Origin of the sequence: Nonomuraea phyllanthi, from assembly GCF_006334985.2 — a bacterium.
GTDB lineage: Bacteria > Actinomycetota > Actinomycetes > Streptosporangiales > Streptosporangiaceae > Nonomuraea > Nonomuraea phyllanthi.
This window is the reverse complement of sequence record NZ_VDLX02000004.1, coordinates 90,910-111,822: the sequence shown is the minus strand read 5'-3', so window position 1 is coordinate 111,822 and position 20,913 is coordinate 90,910. Positions and strand designations below refer to the sequence as shown.

Annotated in this window: 19 protein-coding genes; 9 read left to right on the top strand and 10 right to left on the bottom strand. The window is 72.0% G+C overall.

Annotation, left to right across the window (positions count from 1 at the left end; translation table 11 throughout):
• Positions 1–40 precede the first annotated feature (40 nt).
• From hisG to FH608_RS12025, 3 genes are all read right to left on the bottom strand, one after another.
• Entirely contained in the window at positions 41–886 is an 846-nt protein-coding gene (gene hisG, locus FH608_RS12035; RefSeq protein WP_139630548.1) for an ATP phosphoribosyltransferase, read from the bottom strand.
• A gap of 53 nt (positions 887–939) precedes the next feature.
• Positions 940–1,203: a phosphoribosyl-ATP diphosphatase gene (locus FH608_RS12030; protein WP_139630547.1), complete on the bottom strand. Its 264-nt coding sequence runs from the start codon at positions 1,201–1,203 to the stop codon at positions 940–942.
• Between the two features lie 113 nt (positions 1,204–1,316).
• Positions 1,317–2,297: an acetylxylan esterase gene (locus FH608_RS12025; RefSeq protein ID WP_317135557.1), complete on the bottom strand. Its 981-nt coding sequence runs from the start codon at positions 2,295–2,297 to the stop codon at positions 1,317–1,319.
• Positions 2,298–2,417: 120 nt separating this feature from the next.
• Here FH608_RS12025 and FH608_RS12020 point away from each other — a divergent pair, with 120 nt between their 5' ends.
• The 9 genes from FH608_RS12020 to FH608_RS11980 all read left to right on the top strand — a co-directional run bounded on the left by FH608_RS12020 (position 2,418) and on the right by FH608_RS11980 (position 11,777).
• Positions 2,418–3,458, top strand: a complete 1,041-nt coding sequence (locus FH608_RS12020; RefSeq protein WP_139630546.1) for a LacI family DNA-binding transcriptional regulator — start codon at positions 2,418–2,420, stop codon at positions 3,456–3,458.
• A gap of 234 nt (positions 3,459–3,692) precedes the next feature.
• Entirely contained in the window at positions 3,693–4,913 is a 1,221-nt protein-coding gene (locus FH608_RS12015) for an extracellular solute-binding protein (protein WP_193318368.1), read from the top strand.
• An 83-nt stretch (positions 4,914–4,996) separates the two neighbouring features.
• The gene (locus FH608_RS12010) at positions 4,997–5,908 is read left to right on the top strand and encodes a carbohydrate ABC transporter permease (RefSeq protein WP_139630544.1); all 912 of its coding nucleotides are present in this window, start codon (positions 4,997–4,999) and stop codon (positions 5,906–5,908) included.
• Positions 5,908–6,861 (top strand): carbohydrate ABC transporter permease, encoded by a 954-nt coding sequence (locus FH608_RS12005; RefSeq protein ID WP_139630543.1) that lies wholly within the window; start codon positions 5,908–5,910, stop codon positions 6,859–6,861. Before FH608_RS12010 ends, FH608_RS12005 begins: the two co-directional genes overlap by 1 nt.
• Before the next feature lie 129 nt (positions 6,862–6,990).
• Entirely contained in the window at positions 6,991–7,788 is a 798-nt protein-coding gene (locus tag FH608_RS12000; RefSeq protein ID WP_193318367.1) for an SGNH/GDSL hydrolase family protein, read from the top strand.
• Between the two features lie 35 nt (positions 7,789–7,823).
• Positions 7,824–9,104 carry an acyltransferase family protein gene (locus FH608_RS11995; protein WP_226899344.1) on the top strand — a complete coding sequence of 427 codons (1,281 nt, stop codon included), beginning with the start codon at positions 7,824–7,826 and terminating at the stop codon, positions 9,102–9,104.
• A gap of 35 nt (positions 9,105–9,139) precedes the next feature.
• On the top strand, positions 9,140–9,664 hold the full coding sequence (locus tag FH608_RS11990; protein WP_226899343.1) for a GerMN domain-containing protein: 525 nt from the start codon (positions 9,140–9,142) through the stop codon (positions 9,662–9,664).
• Positions 9,661–10,344, top strand: coding sequence for a response regulator transcription factor (locus FH608_RS11985; RefSeq protein ID WP_139630541.1), 684 nt, complete (start codon positions 9,661–9,663; stop codon positions 10,342–10,344). Before FH608_RS11990 ends, FH608_RS11985 begins: the two co-directional genes overlap by 4 nt.
• Positions 10,341–11,777: a sensor histidine kinase gene (locus FH608_RS11980; RefSeq protein ID WP_139630540.1), complete on the top strand. Its 1,437-nt coding sequence runs from the start codon at positions 10,341–10,343 to the stop codon at positions 11,775–11,777. The genes FH608_RS11985 and FH608_RS11980 overlap by 4 nt, the downstream gene beginning before the upstream one ends.
• 54 nt (positions 11,778–11,831) lie before the next feature.
• Here FH608_RS11980 and FH608_RS11975 read toward each other — a convergent pair whose 3' ends face one another.
• The 7 genes from FH608_RS11975 to sufC form a co-directional block, all read right to left on the bottom strand.
• On the bottom strand, positions 11,832–14,243 hold the full coding sequence (locus tag FH608_RS11975) for a glycoside hydrolase family 2 protein (protein WP_139630539.1): 2,412 nt from the start codon (positions 14,241–14,243) through the stop codon (positions 11,832–11,834).
• A 137-nt stretch (positions 14,244–14,380) separates the two neighbouring features.
• Positions 14,381–15,406 (bottom strand): LacI family DNA-binding transcriptional regulator, encoded by a 1,026-nt coding sequence (locus FH608_RS11970; RefSeq protein WP_139630538.1) that lies wholly within the window; start codon positions 15,404–15,406, stop codon positions 14,381–14,383.
• 382 nt (positions 15,407–15,788) lie between these two features.
• A complete protein-coding gene (locus FH608_RS11965) occupies positions 15,789–17,735 on the bottom strand; it encodes a DEAD/DEAH box helicase (RefSeq protein WP_226899341.1) in 1,947 nt (648 codons plus the stop codon).
• A 311-nt stretch (positions 17,736–18,046) separates the two neighbouring features.
• Positions 18,047–18,406 carry a metal-sulfur cluster assembly factor gene (locus tag FH608_RS11960; protein ID WP_139630537.1) on the bottom strand — a complete coding sequence of 120 codons (360 nt, stop codon included), beginning with the start codon at positions 18,404–18,406 and terminating at the stop codon, positions 18,047–18,049.
• Entirely contained in the window at positions 18,403–18,840 is a 438-nt protein-coding gene (gene sufU, locus FH608_RS11955) for a Fe-S cluster assembly sulfur transfer protein SufU (RefSeq protein ID WP_139630536.1), read from the bottom strand. The genes FH608_RS11960 and sufU overlap by 4 nt, the downstream gene beginning before the upstream one ends.
• 2 nt (positions 18,841–18,842) lie before the next feature.
• Entirely contained in the window at positions 18,843–20,099 is a 1,257-nt protein-coding gene (locus FH608_RS11950) for a cysteine desulfurase (RefSeq protein ID WP_139630535.1), read from the bottom strand.
• Positions 20,100–20,163: 64 nt separating this feature from the next.
• Complete coding sequence (gene sufC, locus FH608_RS11945; RefSeq protein ID WP_139630534.1) at positions 20,164–20,910, bottom strand: Fe-S cluster assembly ATPase SufC; 747 nt, start codon at positions 20,908–20,910, stop codon at positions 20,164–20,166.
• Between the last annotated feature and the right edge of the window lie 3 nt (positions 20,911–20,913).

Below are 20,913 nucleotides of genomic sequence, written 5' to 3'. Positions count from 1 at the left end.
GACCATGACATTTGTCAGACGGCCACGCCGGAGGGTTCTCTCAGAGGCGGCAGGCGTAGATGTCGGTGACCAGGATGGCCCGCGCGCCGATGTCCCACAGCTGGTCCATCACCCGCTGGTGGCCCTGGCGGCGCACCATGGCCCGCACGGCGACCCAGCCCTCGCGGTGCAGCGGCGAGACGGTCGGGCCCTCCATGCCGGGCGTGAGCGCGATGGCCTCCTCGATGCGCTCGGCGCGGATGTCGTAGTCCATCATGACGAAGTCGCGGGCGTGCACGACGCCCTGGAACCTCCGCACGAGCTGCTCGACGCTTGCGCTGTCGGGCGTGCTCTGCCGCCTGATGAGGACGGCCTCCGAGCGCATGATCGGCTCGCCGAACACCTCGAGGCCGACGTTGCGCAGCGTGGTGCCGGTCTCCACGACGTCGGCCACCGCGTCGGCCACGCCGAGCCGGATGGCGGTCTCCACGGCGCCGTCCAGCTTGATCACGCGGGCGTCGACGCCCTGGTCGGAGAGGTACTTGTCGAGCAGGCCCGCGTAGGAGGTGGCGACGCGGCGGCCGTTGAGGTCGTCGACCGTGCTCATCGTGCCGGCCGCGGCGGCCAGGCGGAAGGTGGAGCCGCCGAAGCCGAGCGGCATGATCTCCTCGACGGGCGCGCCGGAGTCGATCAGCATGTCGCGCCCGGTGATGCCGACATCGAGGGTGCCCTCGCCGACGTAGACGGCGATGTCGCGGGGGCGCAGGAAGAACAGCTCGCAGCCGTTGGCCTCGTCGACGACGACGAGCTCCTTGCTGTCCCTGCGCGGCCGGTAGCCGGCCTCTTTGAGCATGCTCTGGGCGGCCTCGCTCAGCGCGCCCTTGTTGGGTACTGCCAGTCGCAGCATGTCAGGTCCTTTTCTGTCGCTTCTCCAGGGTCCGAAGGCGGGCGCTCGGCGCCCTAGAGATGCTTGTAGACCTGGTCGAGACCGATGCCTTTGGCGATCATGAGCACCTGCACGTGGTAGAGCAGCTGCGAGATCTCCTCGGCGGCCCTGTCGTCGGACTCGTGCTCGGCGGCCATCCAGCTCTCGGCGGCCTCCTCGACGACCTTCTTGCCGATGGCATGGACGCCGGCGTCGAGCGCGGCCACGGTGCCCGAGCCGGTGGGCCGGGTCCTGGCCTTCTCTGACAGCTCGGCGAACAGCTCTTCGAAGGTCTTCATGGGTCTCTCTCGCGGTTGGCTGACGTGCTCGTCAAGCCTAGTCTGCGCGAACAGGTGGCGCCGCCCCGCGTCCGCCACGCGAGACGCCGCCAACTCGCCGGAGCCGTGGTGCGCTATCCGAGCGTCTTCCTGGCCCGCGCGATCCGTTCCATGGCGTGGGCCGACTCGCCGCCCTCGTGCCCGTTGTACGGGTAGACCCTGATGTCCTTCTCGCCGGCGTAGTGGTTGTAGGCGGCGAACACCGTGGACGGCGGCGTGATCCCGTCCTGGAGCCCGACCGAGAAGAGCGCGGGCGTGGCGGCGCGGGCGGCGAAGTTCACCCCGTCGAAGTAGGCGAGGGTCTCGAAGACCGGCTCCACCTGGTCCTTGAACGCCCGGCAGTAGGCGGCGAGCTCCGCGTAGGGGTGCTCGCCGGTGATCTGGGTGGCGTGCCGGATGTGGCACATGAACGGCACGTCGAGGAAGGCGCAGGCCAGGCCGGGCACCAGCGCGGAAACGGCCAGCGCGATGGCCCCGCCCTGGCTGGCGCCGCCGACCGCGATCTCCCCCACCATGGGGTGGGATCTGGCGGCCTCGACCGCGCGTACGGCGTCGGTGTAGAGCCGCCGGTAGTAGTAGGCGTCCGGGTCGTGGATGCCGCTGGTCATGACGCCGGGCGTCTGCGGCCCCGTGCCGGGGAAGGGGTCGGCGGTGTCGCCGCGCCGCCAGCCGCCGGCGCCCTGGCCCCTGCTGTCCATGGCGAAGACGGCGTACCCGTGGCTGGGCCAGAGCAGCCAGTCGATCGGCAGGCCGCGCCCGCCGCCGTACCCCTGGTACTCGACCACGCACGGCACGGGACCCGCGGCGTCGCGCGGGACGAGCAGCCAGCCCTTGATCGGGTGGCCGCCGAACCCGGCGAAGGTCACGTCGAACACCTCGGCGACGGTCAGCGGCGACGGCACGGGGGTGAACTCGGGGGCGAGGTCGTGCCCGCGGGCCTCGGCGAGCGTGCGCTCCCAGAAGGCGTCGAAGTCGGCGGGTTCGGCGCGCTCGGGGAGGTACTCGCGCAGCTGCGGGAGTGGCATGTCGACGAACATCAGCGCTCCAGTGGACACATAGGGACGAGACGCCCATCACCGTACGCGCGGAAACCCCGTCCGCGCAGGCGGTCCAGAGGGTGGCGGAGAGGGCGCTGATACGGTTCAGTGAAATTTTCAAGGAAAGGAGAGCACGGGGTGAAGAGGCCAACGATCGCCGACATCGCCAGGCGGGCCGGCGTGTCCAAAGGGGCGGTCTCCTACGCGCTGAACGGCCAGCCCGGCGTCTCCGAGGCCACCAGGGCGCGGATCATGGCGATCGCCCAGGAGATCGGCTGGCGGCCCAACCTGGCCGCGCGCTCGCTCAGCGGCGCCAGGGCCGACGCCATCGGCCTCGTGCTGTGCCGCCCCGCGCGCTTTCTCGGCGTCGAGCCGTTCTTCATGGAGCTGATCAGCGGCATCGAGGGCGAGCTGGCGGCCAGCTCGTGCGCGCTGATGTTACAGGTGGTGCCCGACCACGAGACCGAGATCGCGGTCTACCGGCGCTGGTGGGGCGAGGGCCGGGTGGACGGCGCGATCCTGGTCGACCTGCACGCCGACGATCCCCGGGTGCCGGTGGTCGAGCGGCTCGGCATGCCGGCGGTGGTGACCGGGCACCCGTCGGGCGCGGGCTCGCTGACCGCGGTGTGGTCGGACGAGGCGGCCGTGATGCGCGAGGTGATCGAGTATCTCGCGGCGCTCGGCCACCGGCGCGTGGCCCGGGTGGCGGGGCTGCCGGGGCTGCTCCACACCAGGATCAGGGACGAGGCGTTCGCGGAGGTCTGCGCCGAGTCGGGGGTGAGCGAGCACCAGGTCGTCCACACCGACTACACCGGCGAGCAGGGCGCCAGGGCGACCAGGCGGCTGCTCAGCTCCCGCTCCAGGCCCACCGCGATCGTCTACGACAACGACATCATGGCGGTGGCGGGGCTTTCGGTGGCCCAGGAGATGCGCCTGGACGTCCCGTCCGAGCTGTCGATCGTGGGCTGGGACGACTCGGCCCTCTCCCAGGTGGTGAGGCCGGCCCTGACGGCGGTGACGCGGGACATCCCGGCCTGCGGCGCGCACGCCGCGCAGACCCTGCTGCGGCTGATCGCGAGCGGGGAGCGGGGCAGCCACGAGGGGCCGTCCGCGCGCCTGCTGCCCCGGGGTTCCACGGCTCCGGCGGGCCGTGACCGAACCGTTTCACACGTCCCGTAGCCACAGGTCGGTGACCTCGTAGAAGGGGAAACGTCCCGGATTTCTCGGCGGCTGCCTATTGTGACTTATCCGTTTAAGTGGTGAGATCCCTACACCATCAGGTATTGGGCACCGGTCGTGGGGATGCCCTCGCACATCCACACGCCCTGGCGAAGGGAAGTATCCGGCGCCCATCCGACCGATAGATCGGATAGCCCCATGCGACGAACGATGGCAGCGTGTACCACGCTCCTTGTGGCGGCTCTGAGCGCGGCCTGCGCCACGAGCGGCCAGACGCAGACCAAGCAGGCGGACCAGAACGCCCCCGCGACCCTGTCCTTCTGGTCCACGGGCGGAGACGACGAGACCGCGACCTTCCAGAAGGCGGCCGACCTCTACCACCAGAAGCACCCGAACGTGACGATCAAGGTGCAGACCCTGTCGTGGAGCGACGCGTACGCCAAGCTGCTGGCGGCGGCCACCAGCCGCAGCGGACCCGACATCATCTCCGGCGGCATGACCTGGACCATCCAGTTCGGCGCCAGGGGCGCCATGGTGGATCTGCGCAAGCACGGCAGCGACGCGCTCAAGGCGCAGGCGCTGCCGGCCCAGTGGGAGTCGGCCGTCTCCCCCGACGGCTCGGTGTACGGCGTGCCGCTGGACATGTCCACCATGGCGCTCTACTACCGCACCGACCTGCTGGAGAAGGCCAAGGTCGAGCCGCCCAAGACGTGGGAGGAGCTGACCGCGGCCATCGACAAGCTCAAGGCGGCCGGGGTGAAGAAGCCGTACAGCCAGGACTGGGGCAACCTGGACTGGATCGGCTACTTCAACTACCTCTACCAGGCCGGCGGCTCGTTCTACACGCCCGACTGCAAGCCCTCGCTCGACACCCCGCAGGCCGAGCAGGCGCTGACGGCCTGGGCGGACCTCTACAGGAAGCACGGCGCGCCGACCGCCACCGTGGAGGGCTCCGACGCGCTGGACACCGGCACCGCGATGGTGGTGGCGGGCAACTGGATCGCCAAGGGCATCGACATCAACAAGCCGAAGCTGAAGGGCAAGTGGGGGATGACCACGATGCCCGCGGGCCCCGCCGGGCCGACCACGTTCATCGGCGGCCGGGCGGTGGGCGTGACCTCCTTCAGCAAGTACGTCAAGACGGCCGCGGACTTCGTCACGTTCATGTACACCGACGAGGCCATCGCGGCGATCACGGACGAGGCCAGGAAGCGGAACATCTCCTACATCCCGCCGCGCCCCGACAAGATCGTGAACGGCTCGGTGTTCACGCCCGAGCAGGCGAAGGTGTTCGAGGCGTCGATCAGGACGGGCAAGGCCGCGCCGGGCTGCCCGGGATGGGACGAGAGCGCGTCGGACGTGGCCAAGCAGCTCCAGTCGGTCATCCTCGGCAAGTCGGACGTCAAGACCGCGCTGGCGGAGGCCGCGAAGGTCATGCAGCGCAACGCCGGATAGCCGCCCGCCGGGGCCGGCACCGCCCGGTCCCGGCCCCGATCCAGGAGCAGAAGCCTGCCTGAGAATCCGACCCAGGAGCTGACATGGCCTCCCCCATCCCCCTGCGCAGCAGGCTACGCCGCTACGGCACCTCGTACGCGATGCTGCTGCCCTTCCTCGCGCTGTTCGCGGGGTTCCTGATCTGGCCGCTGGCCAACTCGCTCTACCTGAGCTTCACCACGTTCGACGGGATCAATCCCGCCGCCTTCGTCGGCCTGGACAACTTCCGGCAACTGGCGGAGGACGACCGCTTCCGCCACGCGCTGGGCAACACCGGCCTGTACGTGGTGGGCTCGGTGGTGATCGGCACCCTGCTGTCGCTGGGCCTCGCCCTGGCCTTCAACGGCACCGGCTGGGCGCACCGCATCATGCGCACCGTGTTCTTCCTGCCCTCGGTGACCTCCTCCATCGCGCTCATGCTGATGTGGAAGTGGGTCCTGTTCCCCAGCGACGTGGGCCTGGCCAACACGATCATGCACTGGTTCGGCGGGAAGGACGTCGCCTGGCTGGCCACGCCGGGCCTCGCGATCCCGATCCTGGTGATGATGTCGGTGTGGGGCGGCATGGGCTACGGCATGGTCCTGTACGTGGCCGGGCTCGGCGCGATCCCCCAGGAGTACTACGAGGCCGCGAGGATCGACGGCGCGTCCACCTGGGCGCAGTTCCGCCACATCACGCTGCCGCTGCTGCGCCCCGTCACGACGTACGTGGTGGTGACCGGCCTGATCGGCGCCTTCCAGGTGTTCGAGGCCGTCTACATCGTCTTCCAGACGGGCGCCAACAACGTCGGCGGCGTGCTCGACTCGGGCCTGATGATCGTCCCCTACCTCTACGACCAGGGGTTCACCCACTTCAAGCTGGGCTACGCCTCGGCGATCGCCTGGGTGCTCTTCCTCATCATCTTCGTGCTCAGCCTGGTCAACCTGCGCGCGGGCCGCGCCATGAAGGAGCTGTGATGGCCGTCGCCCCGATGGACACGATCGCCCCCGTCCAGCGGCCCCGGCACAGGACGGTGAGCGGCGGCCGGCGCTCCCGGATCAACGGGCACCTGCTGCGCCTGCCGTTCTACCTGCTGTCGCTGACGATGATCGCGCCGTTCTACTGGCTGCTCATCACGGTGTTCAAGCCGCCGACCGAGCTGGCCAGGACGCCGCCGTCGTTCGTGCCGCAGTCGCCCACGTTCGCCAACTTCTACGACCCGGAGTGGACCGCCGAGGGCGTCAACCCCGGCCATCTGCAGGGCATCTTCCAGCGCTACCAGGTGGACTTCGGGTTCTGGCGGTTCCTGTTCAACAGCCTCGTCATCACCACGACCATCACCGTCGTGTCGCTGCTGATCTGCTCGCTGGCCGCGTACGTGATCGCCAAGCACGACATCAAGGGCCGCAGGACGATCTTCCTGCTGATCATCGCCTCGATGATGGTGCCCTGGCAGACCACGCTGATCCCCAACTACGTGATCATGCGGAACCTGGGCTGGCTCGACAGCTACGCCGCCTACATCATCCCGGCGCTGGCCAAGGCGTTCGTGCTCTTCTTCCTGGTGCAGTTCCTGCAGTCGATCCCGAACGAGCTGATCCAGGCGGCCCGGGTGGACGGCGCAGGCGAGTGGCGGATCTGGTGGAAGATCGTGCTGCCGCTGCTGCGACCGGCGCTGGCCGCGATGTCGATCTTCATCGTGCTGGCGGAGTGGAACAACTTCCTCTGGCCGCTCATCATCGTGCAGAGCGACGAGATGGCCAACCTGCCGGTCGCGCTGGCCAGGCTCAACTCCTATTTCGCCGGCCCCGACCACCAGGGCGCGATCATGGCGGGCGGGCTGATCGCGTCCGTCCCGACGATCGTCTTCTTCCTGATCTTCCAGAAGTACTTCACGCGCGGCATCGCGCTCAGCGGCCTGAAGGGCTGACCCGGCGCGCTTGGAGCATCCCGCGCCGGGCTGCCCCAAGCGCCGCCTTCGTGACGGCCGGTCCCCCATTGTGTGATGAAACGATGACAGCGCGGTTGATCTGCTGATCCGTCTGTTTTCGTGATGGTCATGCGATCGATGAACCTCTCCCCCGGCTCCTCCGTGTCCCCCGGCCGCCGCCGCGCCGGAGCGATCCTGGCCCTGGCGGCCGGGATCGCTCTCGCCGGGTGCGGGACGTCCACCGCCTCCTCCGGCGACCAGCCGGCGCCGACCCCGGGCGAAGGCGGCGTCAGGGTGCTGTGGATGGGCGACTCCATCGCGGGCGCGCAGGCCCCGGCCCTGGAGGCGGCGCTGGAGGCGGGCGGCGCGGCGTTCAGGAACGCCACGTCCGACGGCGGCGGCAACGTCGTCGCGGGCGACCATCCGGTGACGGCCAAGGCGGCCGAGGACACCTGGAAGACCCTGAAGGAGAACCTCGCGTCCTTCCGCCCGACGGTGATCGCCTACCAGATCACGAGCTACGACTGGGGCACCGCCCGCGAGCAACTGTCGGCCTACCGGAGGCTCGCCGGAGCGGCCGAGGACGCCGGTGCCCGGCTCGTGCTGGTGTCCGCGCCGCCGTTCAAGATCGACGACTTCTTCGCGCCGCACGAGAAGGCGATCAGGCGCGCGCCCGCGATGGCCGCCAAGGCGGCCGGCGCCGGGTTCCTGGACGCCTCCGAGCTGTGGGGGAACGACTACGCCGCCGGCAAGGCCCAGCGCGCCGAGGACGGCATCCACTCCTGCCAGCAGGGGTCGGCGGCCTTCGCCACCTGGTTCGCGAAGAAGCTCGGCGGGCTCACCGGCTTCGCCCCGGCAGCCCCCGGTGACTGGGCCACCGGGCCGTGGACCGGCGACGAGCGCTTCGTCAAGCTCGGCTGCGGCTGATGGCCCCTCGCAGGGCTCCCCGCACGGCCCCTCGCATGGGCCCTCGCACGGGCCCTCGCACGCAGCCCCACGCGGCCCTGCGCGCAGGGCCGGAGCCCCACCTGGCCCCAGGCCGGCCGCACATCGGCGCGCTCGACGGGCTGCGCGGGCTCGCCGTCGCCGCGGTCCTGCTCTTCCACGCCGGGCACCTGCCCGGCGGGTTCCTCGGCGTCGACCTGTTCTTCGTGCTGTCCGGCTTCCTGATCACCGGCCTGCTGCTGGAGGAGCTCGGCGGGCACGGCCGTCCGGCCCTGGTGGCGTTCTGGGGGCGCAGGGCCCGCCGCCTCCTGCCCGCGCTGACCGTCATGGTCATCGCGACGCTGCTGCTGGCCTGGGCGTTCGCCCCGCCCGCCATGCTGGGGCCCGCGCTCGACGACGCGCCGTGGGTGGCCGCCCAGAGCGTGAACTGGCACTTCATCGGCGAGCGGATCGGCTACTGGAACGCCTCCGGCACCCGCCTGTTCGCCCACCTGTGGAGCATCGGCGTCGAATGGCAGTTCTACCTGGCCTGGCCCCTGGTCGTGGCGGTGGCCGGGAGGGGGCGCGGCGGGCAGCGACGGGTCGCGGTCGTCGCGGTCGCCGGCGCGCTCGTCTCGCTCCTGCTCATGATCAGGCTGGGGGTGGCCGTGGACACCACCCGCGCGTACGAGGGCACCGACACCCGGGCGTTCTCGCTGCTGCTCGGCGCGGCCGCCGCCACCGCGCCGCATTTCGGGCCACATTTCGGGCCGGTCCGGGACGCCGTGGCCGCCCTGCCGCGCGCGGCCGCGGACGCGATCTGCGCCGTGCTGCTGGGCGGGCTGTGCGCCGCGTGGCTGCTGACCGCCGGGGAGAAGGCCCCGGGCCTGTTCCAGGGCGGGATGTTCGCCCACTCCCTGGGCTGCGCCGTACTGATCGCGCTGCTGGCCCGCTCCCCGGACGGACGGGCGGGCCGGGTGATCGGCAGCGCCGTGCCGCGTCGGCTGGGCGAGCTGTCCTACAGCCTTTACCTGTGGCACTGGCCCGTCTACCTGCTGCTCCCCCGGCCGCCCGCCGGGAACTGGGTCTGGGACTGGGGCTGGACGCTCCTCGCGGTCGGGCTGTCGCTGCTGGCTGCGGTAGTGTCGAAGGCCGCCGTCGAGGATCCCGTACGGCTGCGCACCCGGTGGGCCACCGGCCGGCGCGGATGGGCGGCGCTGGCCGTGGCCGGGGCGGTGGCGGCGGGGCTGTGGGCGGCGATCCCACGGCCGGTGCCCGGCGCCGGCACGGTGGACGTGAGCAGGCTCGACCAGCTGTAGCCGGAGAGATCATGCCGAGGAACGGTGGAGCGAACATGCCGGGGTGGCGCGTGGCGGCCGTCCTGGCCGCGGCGGTGACGCTGGCGGGCTGCGGGATCGGCGACACCGGCGCGCGCCCGGCGGGCTCGCCCGTCCAGGGCGGCCTGACCGCGAGCAGCGGCAGCCTGCTGCGGGTGTACTTCGTCACCCCCGAGGGCACCTGGCCGGTGTCCCGGCCGGCGTCCTCCGGAGACCGGTTGCAGCAGGCCATGGACGCGCTGCTGGACGGCCCCACGGCGGAGGAGCGGGCCAGGGGCCTGACCACGAAGGTGCCCTCGTCGGCCCGGCCCGTCCGGGCCGAGCCGGCCGGAGGCAAGGTGCGGCTGCGCCTGCCGTGGCTGGTGCGCGACCTGCGGCCGGTGGCGGTGAGCCAGCTGGTGTGCACGGCCGCCGCGGCCCCCGGCGCCGGCGGCGACCCCGTCGTCGAGGTGTTCGAGCCCGGCATGGGAGACCGGCCCTGGCAGGTCCGGTGCGACGAGAGCGGGGCGGCCGCCCCGGTCGGAGAGGACGCCTCCTCGTGACCCGCGTGCTCGTGATAGAGGACGACCCGGCCGTGCGCCGCGGCGTGAGCCTCGGCCTGCGCCACAGGGGCCACGAGACCCTGCTGGTGTCGACCGGCGAGGAGGGGCTGGCCGAGCTGGTCGCGAGCGCGCCCGAGATCGTGCTGCTCGACCTGATGCTGCCCGGCATGAGCGGCCTGGAGACCTGCCGCCGCATCCGCGCCTTCAGCCAGGTGCCGATCGTGATCCTGTCCGCGCGCGACGACGACGTGGACGTCGTGGTGGGCCTGGAGGCCGGCGCCGACGACTACGTGATCAAGCCGGCCAGCAGCGAGGTCATCGAGGCCCGCATGCGGGCGGTACTGCGCCGTACCGGCCGGCCCTCCTCCCCCGACCTGGCCCGCGGCACCTACGGTGACCTGCTCGTCGACCGGGTCGCCCTGCGCGTGCTCAAGCACGGCGAGCAGCTCGCGCTGGCGCCGACGGAGCTGAAGCTGCTGCTGTTCCTGTCGGCCGCGCCCGAGCAGACCTTCAGCCGCCAGCAGCTCCTGGAGCAGGTGTGGGAGCACAGCTTCCACGGCGACTACCGGCTGGTCGACGCCTGCGTGATGCGGCTGCGGGCCAAGATCGAGGACGATCCCCGCAACCCCCGCTACATCCAGACGGTGCGCGGCTTCGGCTACCGGTTCGGGCCGCTGTGATCCGCCCGCGCCTAGCCCGCGGCCTGCGGGCGCAGCTGGTGCTGGTGTTCCTGCTGGTCTCGGTGATCAGCGCGCTGACCGCCGCCACGGTCACCTTCCGCCAGGGCCGCACCGCGATCGTGGAGCGCGCGCAGGCGGACGCGCTGCAGGAGCTGCGCGCCCACCTCACCTCCCGGGCGCCCGACCTGCCCGCCGACCCGGGCGAGGCGGACCTGCGCACGCTGGCGCTGCAGCTGGACCGCGCGGGCACGCGCGGCTGGCGCACGGCCCTGTCCTATCGCGACGGCCCGCTCGTCACCGCCGGGGCGCAGGCGCCGCCGCTGCCCGGCCGGCTGCGCGCCCAGGCCGCCTCGGCGACCACCGCGCTGGCCCAGCGCTTCCACCACGACCGCACGCCCTGGCTGGCCGTGGCCCTCCCCGTCACCTCCGCCGCCCGCCCCGACGGGCCCGCGCCGCTCGTCGTCTACGCCTCCTTCTCCCTGGCCTCCCAGGAGCAGGACGTCGGCACCCTGGCGGCCGCGGCCCGCGCCGGGGCCCTGCCCGTCGCCCTGGCCTCGATCATCCCGGCGCTGCTGGCCGCGCGCAGGCTGCTGCGGCCGGTCCGGCGGCTGCGGTCGGCCGCCGAGCGGATGGCGGCGGGCGGCCTGGACACCCGCGTCACCGTCACCGGCGACGACGAGCTCGCCGACCTCGGCCGCACCTTCAACGCCATGGCCGCCCGGGTCCAGGCCGACGCGGCCACGCTGCGCGACATGGAGGCGCGGGCCCGCCGGTTCGCCGCCGACGTCTCCCACGAGCTGCGCACGCCGCTCGCGGCCATGACCGCCGTGACGGACGTCCTCGACGCCGACGCCGCCTCCGGCCGCCTCGCGCCGCTCACCGCCGAGGCGCTGCGGCTGGTCTCCGGCGAGACGCGCAAGCTCACCCACCTGGTGGAGGACCTGATCGAGGTGTCCAGGTTCGACGCGGGCGCGGCCGTGCTGACTCTCGACGAGGTCGACGTGGGCGAGCTCGTGGTCAAGACGCTCGCCCTGCGGCACTGGTCCGGCCGGGTCCGCACCGACCTGCCGCCGGGCCTGCGCGCCCGCCTCGACCCGCGCCGCGTCGACGTCATCCTCGCCAACCTCGTCGGCAACGCGCTGCGGCACGGCGGCACGGCGGTGCTCGTGCGGGTCCGGGCCGGCGACGACCGGATCGCCATCACGGTCTCCGACGACGGGCCCGGCATCCCCGCCGGGCTCCTGCCGCACGTCTTCGACCGCTTCACGAAGGCCGACGCCGCCCGTACGCGTACCGAGGGCAGCGGGCTGGGCCTGGCGATCGCCCTGGAGAACGCGCGCCTGCACGGCGGCACCCTCACCGCGGCCAACGCCCCGGACGGCGGAGCCGTCCTGACCCTCACGCTCCCCCGCGATCCCGGCACGGAGGACTAGCGGCGCGCCGCCTCGTCCCGGAGGCCCAACGCCGGAGCGCCTCGTCTCGGAGGGCTAACGCCGGGCCGTCTCGTCCCGGAGCGGGGCCACGTCGTTGACGCAGCGCAGCACCGGCGCGCCGGCCAGGGCCCGCTCGTCCAGCCCGGCCGCCCCGCTGATCAGGAACTCGGCCCGCTCCCCCGGCAGCAGCGTGACGAGCTGGTCGTCGGCGTGCGCGGCCGGGTCGAGCCGGTCGGGGAAGACGGCCAGGTCGCGGAGGAGCGTGCGCGCGGTGACCGTCAGCCGCAGCCCGCCCGGCACGGCCTCGGCCGCCGTGTCGTAGCGCGGCTCGGGCAGGCGCAGGTCACGGTCCTCCGCGAAGAACCACAGCGCCCGCGCGCACCCCTCGCTCTCGATCGCGATCAGCTCGTCCGCCGGGTCGCCCGGCCCGGCGACGGGCGCGGCCAGCGGCAGGGTGACCGCCGCCCGCGGCGGCACGTCCAGCGCGAGGTCCTGAGCGGCGAGCGCGGCTCCGTCGAAGCGGTGCCGTACGGCCCGCGCCGAGGCCCGCCACGGGCGGCCGGTGTCGTTGACGGCGACCAGCGCCAGGCCGCCCTCGTGCGGCTGCACGGTCAGCAGCCGGTCGGCGTAGGCCCGGCGCAGCGCGTGGAACAGCGGCTTCTCGCGGCCGTCGCCGTCGACGGCCGACCACGACGTCACCGGCCAGCAGTCGTTGAGCTGCCACACCACGCTGCCCGCGCAGTGCGGCCACAGGGCGCGGAAGTGCTCCACCCCGAGCTGGATGGCGCGCGCCTGGTTGACCTGGGTGAGGTAGTGCCAGTCGTCGAAGGTCTCGGGCACGGGGAAGTGCGGCTTGAGCCCGGCGGCCAGCTTGAGGTTGCCGTCCACGGCCTTCTGGTGGTGCAGCAGGCCGCGGGAGTCGGGCAGCAGCGGCTCGTCGCTGAGCGCCCGGCGGATCGTGGCGTACGCGGCCGGCCCCTGGAAGCCGAACTCGGCGGCCATGCGGGGGCGGTAGTCGCGGTAGACCGTGTAGTCGCGCTGGTTCCACACGTCCCAGATGTGCATGGTGCCGTGGCCCGGGTCGTTGGGCGGCAGGTCCATGGAGCCGGAGTAGGGGCTGCCCGGCCAGTACGGGCGGGTCGGGTCCAGCTCGGCCACGACGCGCGGCAGCGTCTCCAGGTAGAAGCCGCCGCCCCAGCTGCGGCCCTGGAGCGCCTCCTGCCAGCCCCAGTCGGCGTACCCCTCGATGTTCTCGTTGTTGCCGCACCACAGGACCAGGCTCGGGTGCGCGCTCAGCCGGGTGACCTGCTCGCGGGCCTCGGCCTCGACCTCCGCCCCGATCGGGTCCTCCTCGGGGTAGGCGGCGCAGGCGAACGTGAAGTCCTGCCAGACCATCAGTCCGAGCCGGTCGCACAGGTCGTAGAAGTCCTCGCTCTCGTACAGGCCGCCGCCCCACACCCGGACCAGGTTGACGTTGGCCTCGCACGCCTGGGCGAGGCGGGCGGCGTAGCGGTCGCGGCCGACCCTCGTGGGGAAGCAGTCGTCGGGGATCCAGTTCACCCCCTTGGCGAACACCTCGACGCCGTTGACCGCCAGCGTGAACGCGCCGCCCTCGGTGCGCAGGCGCACCTCGCGCAGGCCGATCTCGCGGCGCCACACGTCGTCGCCGGCGGTGACCCGCAACTCGTACAGCGGCTGCTCGCCGTAGCCCCTCGGCCACCACAGCCGTGGTTCGGGCAGCTCCAGCGTGATCACAGCCTCGTCGCGGCCCTCGGGCACCACGGCCCGCCCCGACACGCCGCCCATCGACGCGCTGACCTCGGCGGCGCCGGTCTTCTCCACGTGCACGTGGACGTCCACGCGGGCCGTGCCGTCGCCGAGCGTGACCAGCGGCCGCACGCCGGCGATCCTGGCGCCACTCCACCCGTGCAGCCCGATGGGCCGCCAGATGCCCGCCGTGACCAGCGCGGGGCCCCAGTCCCAGCCGAAGTTGCAGGCCATCTTCCTGATGAAGTTGTACGGCTCGGTGTAGGCGCCCGGCCGCTCCCCCAGCTCCTCGCGCAGCCGCTCGGCGTACGCCGGCGCCGACCCGAACGTCACCGTCAGCCGGTTGCGGCCGACCCGCAGCGCGTCACGCGCGTCGAACCGGTAGGAGCGGTGCATGTTGGCGGTCTCGCCCAGCCGCACGCCGTTGAGCTCGACGACGGCCACCGTGTCGAGCCCCTCGCACACCAGGTCGGTGCGCTCGTGCCCGGTGCCGTCCCACGAGAACTCCGTCTCGTAACACCACTCGGTGCGCCCGATCCAGGTGAGGCGGGTCTCGTTGTCGTCGAGGTAGGGGTCGGGGATCAGGCCCGCGGCGAGCAGGTCGGTGTGCACGCAGCCGGGCACGGCGGCCGGGGCCCGCACGTCGCCGCTCGCCGAGCGGACGGTCCAGGCATCATGCAGGGGACGGAACGGGGTCATCAACCCTCCGAGCGTGAGCAGCGACGCTTGCCATCGCACCACTAAACCCGTTTAGTTTCAATATTCTCAGCCGATCACTGAACGGGTTCATGGCGCGGCCTCATGGTGCGGGATATGTGGCGGTTCATGGGGCGAATTCAGGCATCGGCGTCCGGCGGGCACGGGGCGGTGCTGCCCCTGCTGACGAGACGCGGGTCGCCCTGCCGGGTGTCGGTCACCTCGCCGCCCTGGACCAGGTCGAGCAGCGACCGGGCGGCGTGCGCGCCGAAGGCGGCGATGTCCCTGCTGACCGCCGTCAGGTGCGGCCGGGCCAGCAGGCACAGGGCGGAGTCGTCCCAGGCCACGACCGACAGCTCGGAGGGCACCGAGATCCCGGCCTCGCGGGCGGCGGCGGTGCCGGCGACGGCCATCACGTCGTTGTCGTAGACGATGGCGGTCGGCCTGCCGGGGCCGCGCAGCAGGTCGAGCGTGGCGCGCTCGCCGCTCTCGCCGCTGTAGTCGGCGTACACGGTGCTGCTCCGGACGCCCAGCCGGGCGGCCGTCGCCCGCATGGCCTCAGTCCTGACCTGGGTGTGGCGGAGCTCGCGCGGGCCCGCGACCCTGGCGATCCTGCGGTGCCCCAGCCCGGCCAGGTGCTCGACCACGGCGCTGAGCGCGCCGCCGTCGTCGATCCAGACGGCGGGCAGGCGCCCGGTGCCCTCGGGGCCGCCGATGACCACGGCGGGCAAGCGCAGCTCCTCCAGCACGGCGATCCTGGCGTCCTCGGCCCGCAGGTCGACGACGAACACCCCCGCCACGCGATGCTGCGCCCACCATCGCCGGTATATCCCGATCTCCGCCTCGTGGTCCTCGGTCATCTGCAGCAGCAACCCCACGGACGCCGCCGACAGGGTGGCCTCGATGCCGGAGATCAGCTGCATGAAGAAGGGTTCCAGACCCAGCGTGCGCGCCGGCCGGTCGACGACCAGCCCCAGCACGTCGGGCCTGCCGTCGAACAGCGCCCGGGCCAGGCTGTTGGGCTGCCAGCCCAGCTCGGAGGCGATGGCCTGGATGCGGCGGCGGGTCTCGCTGGAGACGCCGGGGCGGCCGTTCAGCGCGAACGACACCGCCCCTTTCGAAACACCGGCCCTGCGCGCGATGTCGTCGATGGTGGGTCGCTTCATCGGCCGCCTCTCGCATTTACCGGTTCACATCATGCCCCGGCGCGACTCTACGACAAACCACATGTGCGGGTGCATTCCCCCGGCCTCGCCGGTGACGCCTCACGGGTGCCACGGATCCGGCGGGAAGATGGCCGTCATCGGGTGGAGGGCACCTCGGGTGGAGGGCACCTCGGGTGGAGGGCACCTCGGGTGGAGGGCACCTCGGGTGGAGGGCACAACGACAACCGCCCGCCGCCCCATTGCGGGCGGCGGGCGGGTCGGCGATCTGGATGACTACCCGGCGTCGGGCCGAGCGCTCGTGTCAGCGCTTGTCGCGACGCTCGGATCGGCGCTCATGGCGACCGTGGCGCCGCCCCGATGGGCGCTCGGGGCGACCTTCGGGTCAGCGCTCGTGGCGGCGGGTGGACTTGCGGCGGAAGCCGCCGTTGGCGCGCTCGTCCGGGCGGCCGCTGCCCGGGCGGTAACCGTCGCGCGGCCCGTCGGCGCGGTAGCCGCGCTCGCGGTCGGCCGGGGCCGAGAAGGGCCGGCCACGGTCGGAGCCGTAGCGCCCGCTCCGGTCCTCGGAGCGGTAGCCGCCGCGCTGGCCGCGATCGTCCTGCCGGAACGGCCGGTCGTCGGAGCGGTACCCGCCACGCGGCCGCCCGTCGCGGCGCCGGTCGTCGCCGAAGGTGCGCGGCTCGGACGAGCGCCCGAACGGCCGCTCCCCCTCGGCGTGCCGCACGGGCCGCCGCTCGCCGTCGAACTCCCGCCGCGGCCGGCGGTCACCGTCGAAGTCCCGGGCAGGACGACGCTCGCCGTCGAACTCCCGGCGCGGGCGAGCCTCGCCGTCGAAGTCCCGGCGGGCACGACCCTCGCCGTCGAAGTCCCGCCTGGGGCGGCGGTCGGCGTCGAAGGCGCGGTACGGGCGGCGCTCGCCGTCGAACTCACCCTGGCCGCGGCGCTCGTCGCCGGAGCCGAAGGCGCGGTCGCCCTCCTCGTGACGCCGGGGGCGACGGTCGCCGTCGAAGGAGCGGCGCGGGCGGCGGGAGCCGCGGCGTTCGGCGGGGCCGCCGTCGCGGCGCGGGCGCAGCGGCTTGCGGACGTCCGGCTCCCAGACCGGGATGGCCTCGCCGCTCGGCGTGCGGGCGCCGGTCACCTCGGCCACGCGGGGGTGGCCGGGCGTGGCCTTGAGGCGGAACGGGTGGATCCCGGCACGCCGGGTGAGCGCGTCGGTGGAGCGGCGCTCGCTGGGCAGCACCAGCGTGACCACGGTGCCCTTCTCGCCGGCGCGGGCCGTGCGGCCGCCCCGGTGCAGGTAGCTCTTGTGGTCCTGCGGCGGGTCGACGTGCAGCACCAGGCTGATGTTGTCGACGTGGATGCCGCGCGCCGCGACGTCGGTGCAGACGAGCACGCTGATGGCGCCCTCGCGGAACTCGGCGAGGATGCGGGTGCGCTGGTTCTGGCGCTTGCCGCCGTGCAGGCCGCCCGCCTTGACGCCGACCCTGGCGAGCTGCTTGCAGAGCCGGTCGACGCCGTGCTGGGTGCGCACGAAGATGATCGTACGGCCCTCGCGGTTGGCGATCTCGGCGACGACGTCGAACTTCTCGTCGCGCGTCACCTGCATCACGTGGTGCTCCATGGTGTCGACCGGCGAGGTCGCGGGCGCCACGGAGTGGGTGATCGGGTTCTTGAGGAAGCGCTGCACCAGCTTGTCGACGTCGCCGTCGAGCGTGGCGGAGAACAGCAGCCGCTGCCCGTCGGACGGGGTCTGCGCGAGCAGGTCGGTGACGACGGGGAAGAAGCCGAGGTCGCACATGTGGTCGGCCTCGTCCAGGACGCTGACCTCGACGTCGGCGAGCGAGCACTCGCCCTGCCGGATGAGGTCGCCCAGGCGGCCGGGGGTGGCGATGACGATGTCGACGCCGCGCCGCAGCGCCTCGATCTGCTTGCCCATGGACATGCCGCCCACGACGACCTTCATGCGCAGCCCGAGGCCGCGGCCGAGCGGCTCGAGGGCGTCGTGCACCTGGAGGGCGAGCTCGCGGGTGGGCACGAGGATCATGGCGCGGGGATGGCCGGGGGTGGGCCTGACGCCCGCGAGGCGGGCCATGGTGGGCAGGCCGAACGCGAGCGTCTTGCCGGAGCCGGTCTGGCCGCGGCCGAGCACGTCGCCGCCGGCGAGCACGTCGGGGATGGTGGCGCTCTGGATGGGGAACGGGCTGTCGATGCCCTGTCTGGCCAGCCCGCTGACGAGCGGCTTGGGCAGGCCGAGCAGCTCGAACTCGGACGGGCCGGTGGCCTCCGAGCCGGAGGCGGTCTCGTCGAGCGCGGGCATGGCAGCGTCAAGCATGGTCACGAAAGTCGTGCCTTTCCATCGAAGTGGCGCGTCACTTCTGCGAAAGGACGAGCCGGGGCGTGCGGCGCTGTGCCGCACAGGGGTCAGGGCACCCGCCATCGGGGCGGGTCAACTCACATCAGGTGAGGGGGACGCACCGGCGCCGGCCGCAGGCGGCGTAAGACGCGCAATGAGACGTCAGGTGCATCTGTTACCAACGCCGGGGATGCTATCGGAAATTCCCCGGATGGGTACGGACCTTCCGAAACCCTCCATGGCACACTGAAACGGCCGACGTCTTACGCCAGCCGTAACAGCAGCAAAGATCAGACGTTAAAGCCTAGCATACGGAGCTGCTCGCGCCCCTCGTCCGTGATCTTGTCCGGCCCCCATGGCGGCAGCCAGACCCAGTTGATCTTGACGTCGGACACCATGCCGTCGAGGGCCGAGTGCGCCTGGTCCTCGATGACGTCGGTCAGCGGGCAGGCCGCGCTGGTCAGCGTCATGTCGATGGTGGCGACCGGCCGGCCGCCGTCGGAGGGGTCGAGGTTGAGGCCGTAGACCAGGCCGAGATCGACGACGTTGATGCCGAGCTCGGGGTCCACGACGTCCTTGAGCGCCTCCATGACCTCGTCGACGGACGTCTCGCCGTCGAACCCGGTCGGAGTCTCCACAGGCTTGCTCATCGGGCACTCCTCACAACTGCATCCTTATAGGCCATCCACGAAAGCAACGCACATTTAACACGTGCGGGGAACTTGGCCACGCCCGCGAACGCGACCGCGTCGCCGAGCACCTCCTCGTCGGCCTCCACCCGGCCCCTGCCCTGCATGAGCCTGGTGAACTCGTCGACCACGGAGAGCGTCTCGTCGACCGTCGAGCCGGTGGCCAGCTCGTGCAGCACGGAGGCGGCGGCCTGGCTGATCGAGCAGCCCTGCCCGTCGTAGGAGACGTCGATGATCTCGCCGCCGTCGCCGACCTTCACCCTGAGCGTGATCTCGTCGCCGCACGTCGGGTTCACGTGGTGAACCTCGGTGTCGTACGGCTCGCGCAGCCCCCGCCCCTGCGGGTGCTTGTAGTGCTCCAGGATCAGCTCCTGGTACATCGACTCGCCGATCATGGCTATGCGAACACCTTCTGAACGTGGTGGAGACCGCGGACCAGGGCGTCGATCTCGCCCGTGGTGTTGTACAGGTAGAACGACGCCCGCGTGGTCGCCGGTATTCCGAAGCGCAGGTGCAGGGGGCGCGCGCAGTGGTGACCGACGCGTACGGCGACGCCGAACTGGTCGTCCAGGATCTGCCCGACATCGTGCGGATGTATGCCTTCGAGCGTGAACGACAGCGTGCCGCCCCGCTCCTCCAGCGAGTCGGGCCCGATGAGCCGCAGGCCGGGCACCTCGCGTAGGGCGTCGAGCGCGTAGGACGTCAGCGTGCGCTCGTGCGCCTCGACGGCCTCCATGCCGACCTCGGTGAGGTAGTCGACGGCCGCGCCGAGCCCGATGGCCTCGACGATCGGCGGCGTGCCCGCCTCGAACTTGTGCGGCACCGGCGCGTACGTCGAACGGTCCATCCAGACCGCCTCGATCATCTCGCCGCCGCCGAGGAACGGGGGCATGGCCTCGAGCAGCCCGGCCCGCCCCCACAGCACGCCGATGCCCGAGGGCCCGACCATCTTGTGGCCGGTGAAGGCCACGAAGTCGGCGCCCAGCCGGGTGACGTCCACCGGGTGGTGCGGCACGGACTGGGAGGCGTCCAGCATGATCAGCGCGCCCACCTCGTGCGCCCGGGCGGCCACCTCGGCGACCGGGTTGACGGTGCCGAGCACGTTGGACTGGTGGGCGATCGAGACGATCTTCGTCCGCTCGGTGACGACCGACGGGTCGTAGTCGAGCCGTCCGTCGTCGGTGACGCCGAACCACTTCAGCGTCGCGCCGGTGCGCTGGACGAGCAGCTGCCACGGCACGATGTTGGAGTGGTGCTCCATCTCGGAGATGACGATCTCGTCGCCGGGGCCGAGGGTGAAGCGCGGGTCGGTGTTGGCGGGGTTGCCGAAGGAGTAGGCGACCAGGTTGAGCGCCTCGGAGGCGTTCTTGGTGAACACGATCTCGTCGCGCGAGGGCGCCCCGACGAACGCGGCGACCTTGTCGCGGGCGCTCTCGTAGGCGTCGGTCGACTCCGCGCCGAGCACGTGCATGGCCCGGCCGACGTTGCTGTAGTGCAGGGCCAGGTGGTCGCGCATGGTGTCGATGACCTGGCTGGGCTTCTGTGAGGAGTTGCCCGAGTCGAGATAGACGAGCGGGCGCCCGTCGGGCAGCTCGCGGGAGAAGACCGGGAAGTCCTTCCTGATCTTCTCCACGTCAAAGCTGATCTGAGTCATGACATCGACTCCGTCGATCTCATGACTAGAGTGCTGTGCTTATTGATGCCCTCACTGCGTTCGGTCATAGAGACGCCTTCGTGTACTGCTCGTAGCCCTCGGCCTCGAGCTTCTCGGCCAGCTCGGGGCCGCCCTCCTCGACGATCCTGCCGCCCGCGAAGACGTGCACGAAGTCCGGCTTCACGTAGCGCAGGATGCGGGTGTAGTGCGTGATCAGCAGCACGCCGGTGTCGCCGGAGGCACGGAAGCGGTTGATGCCCTCCGACACCACGCGCAGCGCGTCGACGTCGAGGCCGGAGTCGGTCTCGTCGAGCACCGCGATCTTCGGCTTGAGCAGCTCCATCTGGAGGATCTCGTGGCGCTTCTTCTCGCCGCCGGAGAAGCCCTCGTTCAGGTTGCGCTGGGCGAAGGCGCCGTCGATGGACAGCGCGTCCATGCCGTTCTTGAGGTCCTTGGCGAACTCGCGCAGCTTGGGCGCCTCGCCGCGGACGGCGGTGACGGCCGAGCGCAGGAAGTTGGAGACGGAGACGCCGGGGACCTCGACCGGGTACTGCATGGCGAGGAACAGGCCCGCGCGGGCCCGCTCGTCGACCGACAGCTCCAGCAGGTCGACGCCGTCGAGCAGCACCTGGCCACCGGTGATCGTGTACTTCGGGTGACCGGCGATGGCGTAGGCGAGCGTCGACTTGCCCGAGCCGTTCGGGCCCATGATGGCGTGGGTCTTGCCCGACTGGACCGTCAGGTTGACGCCGCGCAGGATTTCCTTGTCCTCGACGGCGACGTGCAGGTCGCGGATCTCTAGGGTTGCCACTTA

Excerpts from the sequence above, each read along its gene's own strand:
- FH608_RS12030 (WP_139630547.1), bottom strand. The coding sequence starts at position 1,203 with ATGAAGACCTTCGAAGAGCTGTTCGCCGAGCTGTCAGAGAAGGCCAGG.
- FH608_RS11950 (WP_139630535.1), bottom strand. The coding sequence starts at position 20,099 with ATGACTCAGATCAGCTTTGACGTGGAGAAGATCAGGAAGGACTTCCCG.
- FH608_RS11975 (WP_139630539.1), bottom strand. The coding sequence starts at position 14,243 with ATGACCCCGTTCCGTCCCCTGCATGATGCCTGGACCGTCCGCTCGGCG.
- FH608_RS11970 (WP_139630538.1), bottom strand. The coding sequence starts at position 15,406 with ATGAAGCGACCCACCATCGACGACATCGCGCGCAGGGCCGGTGTTTCG.
- FH608_RS11990 (WP_226899343.1), top strand. The coding sequence starts at position 9,140 with ATGCCGGGGTGGCGCGTGGCGGCCGTCCTGGCCGCGGCGGTGACGCTG.
- FH608_RS12010 (WP_139630544.1), top strand. The coding sequence starts at position 4,997 with ATGGCCTCCCCCATCCCCCTGCGCAGCAGGCTACGCCGCTACGGCACC.
- FH608_RS11965 (WP_226899341.1), bottom strand. The coding sequence starts at position 17,735 with ATGCTTGACGCTGCCATGCCCGCGCTCGACGAGACCGCCTCCGGCTCG.
- hisG (WP_139630548.1), bottom strand. The coding sequence starts at position 886 with ATGCTGCGACTGGCAGTACCCAACAAGGGCGCGCTGAGCGAGGCCGCC.
- sufU (WP_139630536.1), bottom strand. The coding sequence starts at position 18,840 with ATGATCGGCGAGTCGATGTACCAGGAGCTGATCCTGGAGCACTACAAG.
- FH608_RS11960 (WP_139630537.1), bottom strand. The coding sequence starts at position 18,406 with ATGAGCAAGCCTGTGGAGACTCCGACCGGGTTCGACGGCGAGACGTCC.
- FH608_RS12000 (WP_193318367.1), top strand. The coding sequence starts at position 6,991 with ATGCGATCGATGAACCTCTCCCCCGGCTCCTCCGTGTCCCCCGGCCGC.
- FH608_RS12005 (WP_139630543.1), top strand. The coding sequence starts at position 5,908 with ATGGCCGTCGCCCCGATGGACACGATCGCCCCCGTCCAGCGGCCCCGG.
- FH608_RS11995 (WP_226899344.1), top strand. The coding sequence starts at position 7,824 with ATGGGCCCTCGCACGGGCCCTCGCACGCAGCCCCACGCGGCCCTGCGC.